13 protein-coding genes are annotated in these 14,635 nt (G+C 70.1%); 2 read left to right on the forward strand and 11 right to left on the reverse strand.

Translation table 11 applies throughout. From position 1 onward, the window contains the following. Positions 1-8: 8 nt before the first annotated feature. Genes ACIQWX_RS05285 through ACIQWX_RS05315 form a run of 7 tightly spaced genes read right to left on the reverse strand, consistent with a single transcriptional unit; the run spans position 9 to position 6,898 of the window. The gene (locus tag ACIQWX_RS05285) at positions 9-764 is read right to left on the reverse strand and encodes an SDR family NAD(P)-dependent oxidoreductase (protein WP_400865847.1); all 756 of its coding nucleotides are present in this window, start codon (positions 762-764) and stop codon (positions 9-11) included. Next, a complete protein-coding gene (locus ACIQWX_RS05290) occupies positions 761-2,173 on the reverse strand; it encodes an aldehyde dehydrogenase family protein (RefSeq protein ID WP_400865850.1) in 1,413 nt (470 codons plus the stop codon). The genes ACIQWX_RS05285 and ACIQWX_RS05290 overlap by 4 nt, the downstream gene beginning before the upstream one ends. After that, positions 2,166-2,936, reverse strand: a complete 771-nt coding sequence (locus ACIQWX_RS05295) for an ABC transporter ATP-binding protein (protein WP_400865853.1) — start codon at positions 2,934-2,936, stop codon at positions 2,166-2,168. Before ACIQWX_RS05295 ends, ACIQWX_RS05290 begins: the two co-directional genes overlap by 8 nt. Continuing rightward, positions 2,933-3,664 carry an ABC transporter ATP-binding protein gene (locus ACIQWX_RS05300; RefSeq protein WP_400865856.1) on the reverse strand — a complete coding sequence of 244 codons (732 nt, stop codon included), beginning with the start codon at positions 3,662-3,664 and terminating at the stop codon, positions 2,933-2,935. Before ACIQWX_RS05300 ends, ACIQWX_RS05295 begins: the two co-directional genes overlap by 4 nt. Then, a complete protein-coding gene (locus tag ACIQWX_RS05305) occupies positions 3,661-4,467 on the reverse strand; it encodes an ABC transporter permease (protein WP_400865859.1) in 807 nt (268 codons plus the stop codon). Before ACIQWX_RS05305 ends, ACIQWX_RS05300 begins: the two co-directional genes overlap by 4 nt. Next, the gene (locus ACIQWX_RS05310; RefSeq protein ID WP_400865862.1) at positions 4,467-5,411 is read right to left on the reverse strand and encodes an ABC transporter permease; all 945 of its coding nucleotides are present in this window, start codon (positions 5,409-5,411) and stop codon (positions 4,467-4,469) included. Before ACIQWX_RS05310 ends, ACIQWX_RS05305 begins: the two co-directional genes overlap by 1 nt. Then, positions 5,408-6,898, reverse strand: a complete 1,491-nt coding sequence (locus ACIQWX_RS05315; protein ID WP_400865865.1) for an ABC transporter substrate-binding protein — start codon at positions 6,896-6,898, stop codon at positions 5,408-5,410. The genes ACIQWX_RS05310 and ACIQWX_RS05315 overlap by 4 nt, the downstream gene beginning before the upstream one ends. A gap of 66 nt (positions 6,899-6,964) precedes the next feature. On the opposite strand from ACIQWX_RS05315, the gene ACIQWX_RS05320 reads away from it, so the two are divergent. After that, on the forward strand, positions 6,965-7,711 hold the full coding sequence (locus ACIQWX_RS05320; protein ID WP_400865867.1) for a FadR/GntR family transcriptional regulator: 747 nt from the start codon (positions 6,965-6,967) through the stop codon (positions 7,709-7,711). A 10-nt stretch (positions 7,712-7,721) separates the two neighbouring features. Continuing rightward, positions 7,722-8,762: a patatin-like phospholipase family protein gene (locus ACIQWX_RS05325; RefSeq protein WP_400865870.1), complete on the forward strand. Its 1,041-nt coding sequence runs from the start codon at positions 7,722-7,724 to the stop codon at positions 8,760-8,762. On the opposite strand, the gene ACIQWX_RS05330 is transcribed toward ACIQWX_RS05325, so the two are convergent. From ACIQWX_RS05330 to ACIQWX_RS05345, 4 genes are all read right to left on the reverse strand, one after another. Continuing rightward, positions 8,748-9,347, reverse strand: a complete 600-nt coding sequence (locus ACIQWX_RS05330) for a class F sortase (protein ID WP_400865873.1) — start codon at positions 9,345-9,347, stop codon at positions 8,748-8,750. The genes ACIQWX_RS05325 and ACIQWX_RS05330 overlap by 15 nt on opposite strands. After that, a complete protein-coding gene (locus tag ACIQWX_RS05335) occupies positions 9,344-10,111 on the reverse strand; it encodes a hypothetical protein (protein WP_400865876.1) in 768 nt (255 codons plus the stop codon). Before ACIQWX_RS05335 ends, ACIQWX_RS05330 begins: the two co-directional genes overlap by 4 nt. A 60-nt stretch (positions 10,112-10,171) precedes the next feature. Beyond that, positions 10,172-11,212 carry a trans-sulfuration enzyme family protein gene (locus ACIQWX_RS05340; protein ID WP_400865879.1) on the reverse strand — a complete coding sequence of 347 codons (1,041 nt, stop codon included), beginning with the start codon at positions 11,210-11,212 and terminating at the stop codon, positions 10,172-10,174. A gap of 73 nt (positions 11,213-11,285) precedes the next feature. Further along, complete coding sequence (locus tag ACIQWX_RS05345) at positions 11,286-14,504, reverse strand: penicillin acylase family protein (protein WP_400865882.1); 3,219 nt, start codon at positions 14,502-14,504, stop codon at positions 11,286-11,288. Positions 14,505-14,635: the final 131 nt, after the last annotated feature.

A 14,635-nucleotide genomic window follows, 5' to 3' on the forward strand; every position in this document is an offset into this window, starting at 1 on the left:
GACGCTCCTCAGGAAGCAGGCGGTTCGAAGCGGCCGTCGACGGCGGTCCAGCCACCGTCGACCGCCAGCACTGAGCCGGTCACGAACGACGAAGCGTCCGAAGCGAGGTACACGACGGCGCCGGCCAGCTCGTCCGGACGCGCCCAGCGGCCCAACGCGCCCTTCGTCGCGTACGCGTCGTACCACTCCGGGTTCGCCTTGATCTGCGCGGTCAGCGGGGTCTCGACGACGCCGGGGGCGATCGCGTTGACCCGCACGCCGGCCGGGCCGAACTCCGCCGCCGCCGTGCGGAACAGCTGGACGAGACCCGCTTTCGTGGCCGCGTACGGGCCTTGGCCGGGCTCGACGGTCGTGCCGCGGATCGACGAGAAGCCGATGATGCTCCCCCGCCCGCGCGCGACCATGTCGGCACCGAAGACGCGGACGACCTCGAACGTCACGCCGAGGTTCAGCGCGATGACGCGGTCGAACTCCTCGCGCGTGTAGTCCAGCAAGCGTTTGCGGACGTTCATCGCGGCGGTCAGCACGACGACGTCGAGCGGTCCGAGGTCGGACGCGGCCCGGTCGACCGAACCCGGCGCGAGCAGGTCGATCTCGTACGCCTCGCCGACGCCGGCCTCGCGCGCGGCTTCGAGGTCGCGGTCCGCGCAGACCACCTCGGCGCCGTGGGCGGCCAGGGCCCGCGCGGCTTCGCGGCCGATGCCACCGGCGCCGAGGACCACGGCCCGGCGGCCGTCCAGGCGGAACAAGTTTTCGTACGTCACGGGCGCAGCACCGCCATCCTCGTCACGGTCAGCTCTTCGACAGCGAACCGCGGCCCTTCGCGGCCGATGCCAGAGTCCTTCACGCCGCCGTACGGCATGGTGTCCGAGCGAAAGCCGGGCACCTCGTTGACGACGACCCCGCCGACTTCCAGCTCGTCGAGCGCGCGGAACGCCGTGTTCAACGACTTGCTGTAGACGCTGGCGTGGAGGCCGTAGCGGGACGCGTTCACCGCGGCGAACGCTTCGTCCACATCGGACACCGTGCGCACGCAGACGACCGGGCCGAAGATCTCCTCGTCCCAGGCTTCGACGCCGTCCGGGACGTCGAGGAGGACCGTCGGCCGCAGCACCGTGCCGTCGACGCCTCCGCCGACCTGGCGGGCGCCGGACTTCTCGATCCACGCGGCGACGCGGTCGGTGGACGCGGGGTCGATCAGCGCCGACACGCGCGTCTTCTCGTCACGTGGATCGCCGACGACGACCTCGTCGAGCCGGGCCAGCAGCTTTTCGGTGAACTCCGAAGCGACCGACGCGACGACCAGCACCCGCTGCACCGAGATGCACGCCTGGCCGGACGCGTAGAAGCCGCCGCGCAGCACAGCGTCCACTGCCGCTTCGAGATCCGCGTCTTCGGCGACCACCAGGGCCGCGTTCGAACCCAGCTCCAGCAATGTCTTGGTGGGCGCCGCGTCCCGCGCGATGCGGTGGCCGACGGCGGCCGAACCGGTGAAGGAGACCGCGCCGATCCGGCGGTCGGTCGTCAGCGCGGCGCCCACCGACGCGTCGCCGGTGACCAGCTGGACCATCGCGGGCAGCGGCGCCAGCGAACGCACGAGGTGGACCAGCCACAACGTCGCCAACGGCGTCTGCGGCGCGGGCTTGACGACCACCGGGCAGCCGGCGGCGATGGCCGGCGCGATCTTGTGCGACGCCAGCAGCAGCGGGTAGTTGAACCCCGCGATGCCGACGACCACGCCGATCGGCTTGCGCTTCCAGAACCCGACCAGCCCATCACCGGACGGCAGGAGATCGAGGGGCACGGTCTCGCCGTGCAGCCGCGACACCTCTTCGGCCGCGGCTTCCCAGGTGACGATCGTGCGCGCGACCTCGACGCGGCAGTCGACCAGCGGCTTCCCGGTCTCCAGCACGAGCAGGTTCTCGAACTCCGCGCGCCGCTCCCCGAGCGCGAGAGCGACGTCGTTCAGCAGTTTGCGACGAGTCCGCGAAGGCAGCGAAGCCACTTCGCGCGCGACGGCGACAGCCTCGTCGACAGCGCGCGTAGCCAGCTCAGGCGTACCGACGGGCGCGGTGCCGATGACGCTCCCGTCGTAGGGGAAAACGATTTCTTCGGCGTCCACAGTGGACACCCAGCCCGCGCCGACCGGCAGGCCGTCCGGATACTCAGTCATCGTCACCTCCGCTCAACCGGGCCAGCTCGGCGCGCAGGTTCGGCGCGGCGGCCAGTAGATCCCGCGTGTACTCGTGCTGCGGCGACTCGTAGACCTGCCCGACGTCGCCCAGCTCGACGATCTCACCGCGGCGCATCACCGCGACCCGGTCGCAGACGTGCCGGACGACGCCGAGGTCGTGCGACACGAAGATCAGCGTCAACGCGAACTGGTCCACCAGCGACGCCAGCAGGTCGAGGATCTGGCCGCGGACGGAGACGTCGAGGGCGCTGACCGGCTCGTCGGCGATCAGCACGCTCGGGTTCGGCGCCAGCGCGCGGGCGATCGAAATCCGCTGCCGCTGCCCGCCGGAGAACTGGTGCGGGTACCGCTGCGCGGCGTCGGCGGGCAGGCCGACCGCGGCCAGCAGCTCGGCGACCCGATCGGGTTCGCGGTGGCCGAGTGGCTCGGAAATGATGTCCCGCACGCGCATCCGCGGGTCGAGCGAGCCCATCGGGTCCTGAAAGACGATCTGCAGCTCCGACCGCAGGAAGCCCAGCTTGCGTTCGGGCAGGTTGTCGACGCGCTTGCCTTGGAACGAGACCGTGCCGGCGGTCGGCTTGTCGAGCGCGGCCAGCAGCCGGACCAGCGTCGACTTGCCCGAACCGGACTCGCCGACGATACCGAACCGCTGTCCTGCTTCGACGTCGAAGCTGACACCGCGCAACGCGTGGACGTCCCGCCGGGCGTACCGGCGTTCGAGGTCGCGGACTTCGATGATCATCGGCGGGCCTCCAGGTCCGAGGCGGCCAGGAGCTTGCGCGTGTAGGCGTGCGAAGGCGACGTCAGGACTTCGCGCGTCGAGCCCGCTTCGACGATCTCGCCGTCCAGCATGACCAGCACGCGCTCGCACACCGACGCGACCACCGCGAGGTCGTGCGTGATGAAGAGGAGCGAGCTTTCACGTGAAAGCTGCGTCTTGATGAGGGTGAGGATCTGGGCTTGGACGGTGACGTCGAGGGCGGTCGTCGGCTCGTCGCAGATCAGCAGCGACGGCTCGTTGGCCAGCGCCATCGCCAGCACGACCCGCTGCCGCTGGCCGCCGGAGAGCTGGTGCGGGTACGCGCGGGCCGTGCCTTCCAAGCCGACCGCGGAAAGCAGGTCTTCGGCGCGGTGCCGACGACCGTGGATCCGGCCGGGCTCGGTGACCTGGCGGCCGACGCGCATCGCCGGGTTCAACGCCGTCATCGGCTCCTGGAACACCATGGCCAGCTCGTCGCCGCGCAGCCGGGAGAAGTCCTTTTCGGACATTCCGAGCAGCTCGCGGTCACGCAGCCGGATCGAACCGGACGCGCGGAGTTCCTCCGGCAGCAGACCCATGATCGACAACGCCGTCAACGACTTTCCGGACCCGGACTCGCCGATCAGGCCGACGCGCTCGCCCGCGCCGATCTCGAAGGAGACGTCCTTGACCAGCTCGCGAACCCGCAACCCGGAAACCGAAAGCGTCATACCTTCGCCGCCAATCGGGGGTCCAGGCGGTCGCGCAGGCCGTCGCCGAGGAGGTTGAACCCGAGGACGGCCACGGCGATCGCGATGCCCGGCACCAGCGCGAGCCGCGGGTGGACGGTCAGCAGCTCCTGGGACTCCTGCAGCATCCGGCCCCACGACGGCGTCGGCGGCCGCGTCCCGAAACCGAGGAACGACAGCGCCGCTTCGGCCAGCACGGCGATCGCGAACGACACCGACGCCTGCACGATCAGCAGGCCGGAGATGTTCGGCAGCACGTGCCGCACGGCGATGGTCAACCGGGACCGGCCGCCGGCGCGCGCGGCGAGCACGAACTCCGTGCTCATCACCTGCAGCGTCCCGGACCTCGCGATCCGCGCGAACGACGGGATGGTCGCGATGCCGATCGCGACCATCGCGGTCAGCGTGTCCGCCCCGAACACCGCCCCGAACATGATCGCCAGCAGCAACGCGGGGAACGCGAGCACGAGGTCGTTGACCCGCATGACGAACTCGCCCAGCCACCGCGGCGACATCCCGGCGAGGATCCCCAGCGGCGTGCCGATGACCGCGGCGATGCCGACCGCGACGACTCCGACGTACAGCGTCGTCCGCGCGCCGACCATGATCTGGCTGAGCAGGTCGCGGCCGAACTTGTCGGTGCCGAACCAGTGGGACGCGCCGACGTCGAGCAGCCGGTTCGCCGCGTCGACCTTCACCGGGTCGAACGGCGTCCAGAAGAACGACAGCAGCGCGGCCAGCACGACCAGGCCGACGAGCACCGCACCGAGCACGAGATTGCGCATCACGAACCTCGCAATCGCGGGTCGAGCACGGTGTAGAGGACGTCGACGACGAAGTTGACCAGCAGCACGCCGACGACCAGCACGAGCACGATTCCCTGCACGGTCAGCAGATCGCGGGAGGCGACGGCGTCCAGCAGCATCGAACCCAGGCCCGGCAGGACGAACACGCGCTCGACGACGACCGCGCCGATCAGCAGCGTCGCCAGCTGCAACCCGAGCACGGTGACCACCGGGACCGATGCGTTGCGCAAGCCGTGGCGCACCAGCGCTTGTCCTGGCCGGAGCCCCTTCGACCGGGCGGTCCGCAGGTAGTCCTGGCCGAGCGTGTCGAGCACGGCGGAACGCACATAGCGGGTCAAAACCGCGCCCTGGACCAAACCGAGGGACAACGCCGGGAGGATCAGGCCGCGGAAGAACTCGCCGAAGTCCTGGTTCGGCGGGGTCCACCCGCCCGACGGCAGCCAGCGCAGCTGCACGGCGAAGATCTGCACCAGGATGATGCCGGCGAGGAACGCGGGGATCGCGACGCCGAGCTGCGACAACCCGGAAACACCCGCGCCCGACGCCTTCCGGTGCTTGACCGCGGCGAACGTGCCCGCGGGGATCGCGATCACCAGCGCCACCAGCATCCCGGCGCCGACCAGCCAGAGCGTGACGCCGAGGCGGTCGAGCAGCTGCGGGCCGATCGAGTCGCGCGTGACGTACGAGCGGCCGAAGTCGCCGTGCAGTACGCCCCCGATCCAGTCGAAGTACTGCGTGACCAGCGGCCGGTCGATGCCGAACTCCGCACGCGTCTTGGCGAGCAGCTCCGGCGTCGCGTTGACGCCGAGCGCGACCTGCGCCGGATCGCCCGGCAGCACGGCCATGAAGAGGAACACCACGATCGACGCGACCAGCACGCTGACCACGAAAATCGCCACCCGGCGCAGCACCTTGGCGGTCATCGCGGCGCCAGCCCGGTGAGGTCGAACGACTCGCTGACCTGGTTCGCCGCGAACCCGCCGACCTTGGCCTTCGCCACGATGACGTTGGGGAACAGGAACAGCCAGTCCGCGGCGGCGTCGGTGTTCAGCTGCCGCGCCACTTGCTTCATGTCGGCGACCTGCTGCTCCGGCGTCCCGCTGTCGGCCTCGGCCAGCAGCTGCTGGACGCGCTTGCTGTCGTAACCCCAGTAGTACTTCGGCTTCCCGAACGTCGTGATGTCCCGGGCTTCGACGTGCTGGATGATCGACAGGTCGTAGTCGTGGTCGGTGAACACCTGCTTCAGCCAGACGGCCGGGAAGTCGAGCGGCTCGATCGTCGTCCGGACGCCGACGTCGGCCAGCTGCGACTGCACGACCTGGGCGGCCGACACCGCGTACGGCAGGTTCGGGATCCGCAGCCGCAGGTTCAGGTTCGTCGCGCCCGCTTCCGTCAGCAGTGCTTTCGCCTTCGCCGGGTCGAACGGGTAGACGTTCGACAGGTCCTCGTACCACGGGTCGGTCGGTGGGACCATGCTGCCGATCAACGTGCCGCGGCCCGCCCACGCCGTGTCCAGCAACGCCTTCCGGTCGATCGCGTACGTCAGCGCCTGGCGCACGCGGACGTCGTTCAGCGGCGCCCGCGCGTTGTTCATGGCGAGCGTGACCTCGCTGTTCGACGTGCCCTGGATGACCTGGAACCGGTCGTCCGCCTGGAACTGCGGGATCGAGTCGGGTGCGGTGATCGCCGAGATGACGTCGATGCCGTTGCTGGACAACGCGTTGTTCAGCGCGGTCGGGTCCTTGATGTACTTGAGGACGACCGTCGAGTACGCCGGCTTCCGGCCCCAGTACGCGGGGTTCGCCTTGAGAACCACGGAATCGCCGCGCTTGCGCGCCGCCACGACGTACGGCCCGGTGCCGACCGGCTTGTTCGCCAGGTCCGCGACACCGGTCGGGCTGAACATCGCGCCGAGCCGGCTGGTCAGGCTGAACAGCCAGCCGTTCGACGGCTTCGACAGCACGACCCGCGCGTGGTCCGGCGCGACGACGTCGACGTGGTCGACGACGTCCATCGTGGACTTGATCGAGATCGTCCAGTCGGTCTTCACGCGCAGCAGCGAGAACTTGACGTCCTCGGCGGTGAACGGCGCGCCGTTGCTGAACTCGACGCCCGGCTGCAGCTGGAAGTCGTACGTGCGACGGTCCGGGCTGATCGTCCACGACTTCGCGAGCAGCGGCACCACGCGACCCTGCGAGTCGAGCTTCACCAGGCCTTCGTAGACGTTGTAGAGCAGCGCCTGCGGGATCGCGGCACCGTCGGTCTTGGTGAAGTCGAAGTTCGCCGGCTCCGCCGTGAAGCCGACGGAAAGCGTGTCCGGACCAGCGGAAACGCTCGCCGACGAGCCGGCCGAACACCCCGCGACCGCGAGCAGCAGCGCCGCTGCCAACGCGGGAATCCGGGCTTTCATTCGGCCTCCAGGTCAGTACACTGGTCTGACCAGTAGCCTGCACTGAGCGGACGACGAGGTCAAGGGATGCGGTTCGAACCGGTGGCTCCGGTCCGCGCGTACGAGCGGGTCGTCGAGCAGATCGAGCAGGCCGTGATCAGCGGCGCGCTCAAGCCGGGCGAACGGCTGCCGAGCGAGCGCGAGCTGATGATCCAGTTCGGGGTCGGCCGCTCGACGATCCGTGAAGCGCTCAGGGTCTTGCAGGCTGCGGAGATGATCCGGTCGCGGCCCGGGGACCCGCGCGGGCCGGAGGTGCTGGCCGCGTCCTCCGCCGCACTGCACCGCTCGATGCACCGGCTCGCCCGCGCCGATCACGTCGGGCTCGCCGAGCTGCTGCAGTTCCGGATGATCCTCGACGGCTCGGCCCACCTGCTCGCCGCGGAACTGCGCACCGACGACGACCTGACCGGCCTCGACGCGGCGCTCGAGGCGATGCGCGAAGGCGTCTCACACGGCTACGCGGAGTTCAGCCGCGCCGATGTCGCGTTCCACGAAGTCATCGCACGCATCTCACGCAATCCCCTGCTCGTCGTCAGCGAGGAAGTCGTGCGCGGGGTCGTGCTGGAACTCATCGAAGACAAGCTGGAGCACGCCAGCAACCGGACGTCGCTGATGCGCGCGTGGCTCACGCACCACGCCGAAGTGCTCGCCGCGATCCGGTCGGCCGACGGCGCCGGCGCGGCGCAGCTGGCCAAACAGGCGTTGTACGACAACTACGCCGAATACGTCCCGGTCGAGCAGCGCCCGCTGCTCGCCCCGCTGCTGCGGTCCTAGACTCGCCCGGGTGGACGCGGCGAAACGGGACGGGGTCGGGCTCGCGCTGTCCGGCGGTGGCTATCGGGCGATGCTCTTCCACGCGGGGGCGCTGTGGCGGCTCAACGAACTCGGCTGGCTGCCGAAGCTGACCACCGTCTCCAGCGTGTCCGGCGGGTCGATCGCGGCCGGCGTGCTCGCGCACGCGTGGCACAAGCTGTACTTCGGCGACGACGGCGTCGCGGAGAACTTCGGCAAGGAAGTCGTGCAGCCGCTGCGGAAGCTCGCGCGCACCAACCTCGACGTCCCGGTGACGCTGAAGGCGATGTGCATCCCGTGGCGCAGCGCGGGCGAGGAACTGGCGCTGCGGTACCGGAAGCACCTCTTCGGCGACTGCCGGCTCGCGGACCTCGACCCGGCCGGGCCGAACTTCGTGTTCACCGCGACCAGCCTGCAGGACGGCTCGCTGTGGTGGTTCTTCCGCCAGCCCGGCCCCCACGGGCAGGTCCCGCTGGCGACGGCGGTGGCCGCGTCGTCCGCCTTCCCGCCGCTGCTTTCCCCGGTGGTGATCCCGGATCCGCACCAGCCGGACCGCAAGATCGTGCTCAGCGACGCCGGTGTGTACGACAACCTCGGCCTCGACCCGATCGAGAACCAGCGCGCGACCGTCCTGGTCAGCGACGCGGGCAAGAAGATGAAGCACGAGGAAAAGCCGCACCACAACTGGCCGATGCAGCTGTTCCGCGTGCTGACCGTGATGGACAACCAGGTCCGCGAGCTGCGCACGGGCTCGCTGCTGAAGTCCTTTGAGGACAAGCAGTTCGCGGGAACGTACTGGGCGACCTACAGCGACATCACGCACTTCGGCCTGCCGGACGCGCTCCCGGCCCCGGTCGAGCGGACCCGCGCGCTCGCCGAGACGAAGACGCGGCTGACCCGGATGTCCGAACAGGTGCAGGACAACCTGATCAACTGGGGCTACGCGGCCTGCGACGCGGGCATGCGCCGCTGGGTGTGCCCGGGGACGTCGCTGCAGCCGGAGTTCCCGTACCCCGGCTCAGGCGTTGGCTAGGTTCGCGTAGACGACGATGTTGTCCTGGTAGCTGTGTTCGGCGTGGTCGAACGCGCCACCGCAGGTGATCAGGCGCAGCTCGGGCTTGTCGCTGTTGCCGTACACGGCGTCGCGCGGGAACGTGTCCTTCGGGACCTGCGTGACGCGGTCGACGACGAACTTGAGCTTCTTGCCGTCGCTGCGGTCGATGTCGACCTCGTCGCCGGGTGCGAGGTCCTTGAGCTTGTAGAAGATGCCGGGCTTCTTGTCGCCGTCGACGTGCCCGAGCACGATTGCCGGACCGACGTCACCGGGCACCGGCGAGAGCTTGTACCAGGCCGCCTGCATCGGCGTGTGCACCGACGGGACGGAGATCGAGCCGTCGGTCTTGACGGCCACGGCGAGCAGGCTGGACTCCGCACCGATCTTCGGGATCTTGACCGAGGTCGGCCGCAGTCCCTTGAACGGCTTGGTGACGGGAATCGACGATGTGACCGGCGCCGGCGGTGCCGCGGCGGGCTTGGGGGCCTCCGAGGAGCCACAGCCCACCACCGTCAGCGCAAGGGTGAGCGCGGCGGCAGCCGCGCTCACCCGGCGGACGGTCACCAGGCCGTGCCGCCGAAGCCGGTTTCGATCTTGCCCTTGGGCGTGACCTTGACCTGGGCCTTCGGTGCGGCGTTGCCGGAAGCGGTGGTGGTCGGCGCCGAGGTCGCCGTTGTGACCGGCGCGCTGCTCGACGGCGAGGCGCTCGAGCTGCTGGTCGTGGTGCTGGTGGTCGGCGGCTGCTCCTGCTCGAACTCGACGATGCCCTCGCCTTCCTGCTCCCCGCAGGTCCAGCTGAACTTGCCGGTGGTCGTGCCCGCCGGCAGGTTGGCCACGCGCACGGTGTAGTTCCAGAGCAGGCCGTTCGCACCGTCCTGGTCCGGGCCGCTGGTCACATCGAGGTATTGGGTCGCCACGCTGCCGGGCGCTCCGGCCGCGCAGGCGATGACCAGCACACCTTCGCCACCGAGGCCGACGAAGCCGTGGCCGACGTTGTCCTGCTGAGGATCGTCGTCCGCGGCCGCTTCCTGGGTGTCGCCCTTGATCTCGGGCGCTTCGGCCTTGGACGCGACCCGCTTCTCCGTGGTCTTGACCTCGGGCGGGGTCGGGCTCGAGGTCGCGATGCCCGAAGTGGACGACGGGACCGTCGTCGTGGTCCCGGTCGTGCTCGGTGCCGTGGTGGTTTCCGTGGTCGAAGTGGTGGACGTGGTCGTTTCCGTCGTCGACGTGGGGGTCTCGTCCTCCGCCAGTGCGGCCGGAGCGGCGGCGAAAGTGATCAGCGCACCCGCGGACACGATGCCCGCGACTCGGCTCAACGTTCTACCCACGGTGACTCCCAACGGCGGTTGACCTGCGATGCCGGAGTATCGAGGTCTCACCCGTCCGCGTTACTCCGGGAGGGCGAACGTCAGATCCGCCCAAAGGTCCTCCGGGTCCTCCAACCCGACGCTGAACCGGATCAGCCCCGGCGGCACGCGCTCCTCGCCCGGGAGCCACGCCCGCCGCTCGACCAGGCTCTCGACGCCGCCGAGGCTGGTCGCCGGGACGATCAGCCGGGTCGACGCGCAGAAGCGGTCGGCTGTCTCGGCGTCGGCCAGCTCAAAGGCGACCATCATCCCGAAGCCCGGGTAACGCACGCGCGTCACCGCGGGGTGCTCGCCGAGCCGCTCGACGAGCAGCGCGGCGGTGCGGGACTGCTCGGCCAGCCGCACCGGCATGGTCCGCAGCCCACGCAGCGCGAGCCACGCCTCCAGCGCGCCCGGCGTCGACCCGACCCGGGTCCGCGCCGCCTTCAGCTCGTCGGCGACCGCGGGATCCTTGGCCACCGTGATGCCCAGCAGCAGGTCGCTGTGCCCGCCGATGAGCTTGGTCGCGCTGTGCACGACGACGTCGGCGCCGAGCTCGAGGGGCCGCTGCTGCAACGGCGTCGCGAAGGTGTTGTCGACGACGACCCGGCCGCGCGCGGCGGCGGCGATCGTCTCGATGTCCATGACGTCGAGGGTCGGGTTAGTCGGCGACTCGAGCCAGACCAGGTCGGACGTCGCCGCCTCGGCGACCCAGGCGGCGGTGTCGGTCGGCTCGAGCTCGGTGACGGCGAGCTTGCCGAGCTTCTGCGCGTGGGCGAGCACCCCGCGCGTGACGGCGTAGCTGAACGTCGGCACGACGACCCGCGACCCGACCGGCAGCAGGTCCAGCACCGCGGACAGGGTGGCGACGCCGGACGCGAACGCCGTCGCGTGGCCGCCTTCGAGCGCCCCGACGGCCTCTTCGAGCGCGTGCCAGGTCGGCGTCCCGTCGCTGCGCGAATACACGGAGTCGCCACCGGCCCGGTACGTGCTGGTGGCGACGAGCGGGGTGTTCAGCGGTTCGCCGGGGCCGTGCGGGCGGCCGGCCGCGATGGCCTTGGTGCGGGGCGTCCAGTCGTCCATGCGATCACGGTAACCCGGGGCCCGGGTGGGGAGGCCGGGCCGCCCGCGCGTCCGCGAACGGCCCGGCCTGGTCTCAGTGGGCGTACACCTCGAACTCGTACAGCGAGTAGCCGTACTTCGTGCCGCGCTGGACGCCTTGCATCTTCACGAACCGCGCCGACGCCGGGGTGAACGAGACGTTGTCCTGCCCGCCGTCACCGTCGGTGACCACCGCCGCGTCCGTCCAGTTCACCGCGTCGGGCGAGGTCTGGATCTTGTAGTTCTTCCCGTACGCGGCTTCCCAGCTCAACGCCACCCGCGAGACCTGCTGGACCGAACCGAGGTCGACGGTGATCGCCTGGTCGTCGCTCCAGTCGCTGGCCCAGCGGGTCGAGGCGTTCCCGTCGATCGCGTTCGACGCCGGCGAGTTGTAGAGGCCGGTCTCGGCGCTCGTGGCGCTGACCGTCTTCCCCGGCGCGAGGTTGGCGATGTTGTCGCCGCGGTGGGCGGTGTACTCGACGACCTGCTGGAACGTCGGGCGGTTCTGCCAGCTGATCTTGTCCTGCGTGATGCCGCCCAGCGGGTTGTGCACGATCGTGTCGGCGCACCACTGGTCGCCCGCGGAGCAGCTCGCGTCACCGGGGTAGACGGTGTTCGCGGCCTGACCGGCGGCCGTGGTCAGCGAGTCGACGAGCGCCTGGCGGCACGTCGTGACGTTGCCGCCGCCGCAGAACGTCTGGCCGAGCGGGCCGGCCACCGGCTGGCCGAGCACCTGCCGGATGTCCTTGCTGACGTAACCCCACCAGCCGAACTGGAACGACGAGCCCTTGTGCGGCTGGCCGGTGTGCTGGCCGTTGCCGTTCTGCCACCCGGACGGGCTTTCGTTGATGCCCAGCACGCCCGTCATCGCGTTGTAGACGTCGTCGCCCATGCCCGGCTTGAACTCGGCCTGGACGAGCAGCGGCCACCAGGCGTCGAAGATGCGGATCGCGTCGGCGTCCGCGTACGCCTTGCTGCCCGGCGAAGTCTCCTTGCGGAGGTGGCCGTTCGCGAGCCACGTCTTGAGCTTCGCCTCGGCGTCCGCGGCCGCGCCGGTCGTCGGCGTCTTGTCGAGCACCTGCAGCAGCAGCGGCAGGACGCGCTCGGCGCGCAGGTCCGCGAGCGCGGCGTCCGCCATCGCCTGGGTCAGGTTGACCCGGGTGACCTTGGTACCGCTGGAGATCAGCTGCTTGACGCGCGAGTCGAGCAGGTCGACGCGGTGCACGGCGGACTTGTCCGCGCCGGCGGCCGCGTAGCCGTTGGCCTGCGCGTTGTTCCAGCTGACGTAGTAGTCCTGGTTGACCGACTGCGGGTGCTGCGACGGCGGCGTGTAGGTCGCCTGGTTCCCGCTGGGGTTCCAGCCGATCCAGTCGTGCCCCTGGTCGCCCCACACCGGCATGTTCGGGTCCACATTGGACTGCCGGGCCGGGTTGGCGCCGGAGTTGTAGTAGGCGATGTCCTTCGAGTCGGCGTAGAACCAGTTGAACGTGTAGTTGATGTCCTGCGCGGCCTTCTGGAAGTCCGCGGCGGACTTGACGAAGCCCGGGTCGTTCAGCTCCTGGAAGCCGATCAGCGAATCGACCTCGTGGAAGTAGGACGAGCGCAGCGCCGCGTACGCCACCGGCTTGCCGCCGACGGTCGCCCGGCTCTGCACCGGCCCGTACTTCGTCCGGTAGCTGCGCAACGTGTACGAGCCCGCCGCGGTCCCGTCGGCGACCGTCGGCTTCCAGGCGTTCTTAACCTCGACCGTCTCCATCGGGACGCACTGGCCCTGGTAGGTGTAGTAGTTCGAGTCCTTCGTCGGCGCCTTGCCGCTCGGGTCGCACAGCTGCAGCGCGTAGGTGTCGATGATGTCCTGCGCGGACGTCGTCGCGCTCCACGAGTAGTCCTGGCCGCGGCCGAGGAGGACGTACATGCTCAGCCCGGCGAAGGCCGCGCCGCGCGAGCTGATGCCCGGGCCCTGCAGTTCCTGCAGCAGGAGCAGCTGCGGGGCGAAGTAGCCGGTCTGCGGGCCGAACACCGCGACCGGGTGGCCGCTGGCGGTCTTCGCGCCGGAGACGAGCAGCGCGTTCGACATGCCGTGCTTCTCGCTCAGCATGTTGCCCGGCAGCACGCCGTCTTCGAACATCCCGCGGGCGGGCTCCTGCTCGGCGGGCGCGGCGACGTCCACAGTGGACGGTGTCGCGGTCGAGGCCGAGCCGGTCTTGTCGAACACCAGCTGCTGCCCGGTCACCGAACCCTTGTCCGGCAGGGCCTGGCCGACCGCGTTGGCCGGCGTCTTGCCGTACGGGAAGGTCTGGCCGTCGTGCAGCGTCTTGACGGCTTCGGGATCGTCCTCCGAGCGCAGGCTCTGCCACACCTTCTCGCCCTGCACGACGCCGTACTTCTCCTGCATCGCGAGCTTCGCGATGGCGTTCTGCACCTCACCGCCGCCGCCCGCGCCGAACTCGGCGCCGACCAGCGACGCGAGCGCGACGAGGTCGGTCAGCTTGAACGGGTCGATCGACCCGGCGTTGGTGATCGAGTCGACGTGCCCGGTCAGCACGTACTCGCCCGGGAAGTACCGGCCGTTGTAGGAGTCGCTGATGTACTTGTTGATGCCGTCGACGTAGGCCTGCGCGTCGGCGAGGCCCTGCGCGCCACGCGGGCCGCTGCTCGCGACGCGGTCGATCTGCTGCTGCAGCTCGGCTTCGGTGTAGGGGGCGTTCGCGAAGAACTGCTGCTCCAGCTCGCGGTTGGCCTCCGCGCCGCCGGCGAACGGGGTGACCTGCCCGCGCGCGGCGTGGCGCAGGACGTCCATCAGCCACAGCCGGTCCTGCGCGGCGGCGTACCCGGCACCGAACTCGGTGCCGCTGCGGGTGGTGCCGGTGATGTGCGGGACGCCGAGGGCCTTGTCCCGCACGATCGTCACGTCCGCGCGCGGCTTCGTCGTGCTCGCGACCTGGTCGGCGGCGACGCCGAACGACGAGTCGTTGAAGTACTGGTTGATCGCGCCGGTGGTCAGCGTCTTGTACCCGTTGGCCAGTGACGAGTACTTCCCGAGCTGGTCGGACGCGTGCGCCGGGCGGGTGCCGAGCAGCTTGTGCGCCAGGATGTCGGCGAGGGTGGCGTTGCCGTTCTCGCCGGGTGGCAGGATGTCGCTGCACTGCCCGCCGCAGTAGTCGTCGGGCGACGCGGCCGCCTGCGCGGCCGGAGCGGTGACGGCGACCTGGGTGAGACCGGCCACGAGGGCCCCCAGAGCGGTCAAGGTCAGGGCGCGGATGCCACGTCGCATGCCGGGCTCCCCTCCAGTCAGAAGAGTGACGAAGCGCACGCTACCCAGCAGTAGCAGAAGTGTGAAGACTTTTCGCGTTTTTCAGCCCTTGGGCGTAGTCCGAACGGCGCAGCCTCGCGCGCGTGGGTACG

Origin of the sequence: Amycolatopsis sp. NPDC098790, assembly GCF_044759945.1 — a bacterium.
Lineage (GTDB): Bacteria > Actinomycetota > Actinomycetes > Mycobacteriales > Pseudonocardiaceae > Amycolatopsis.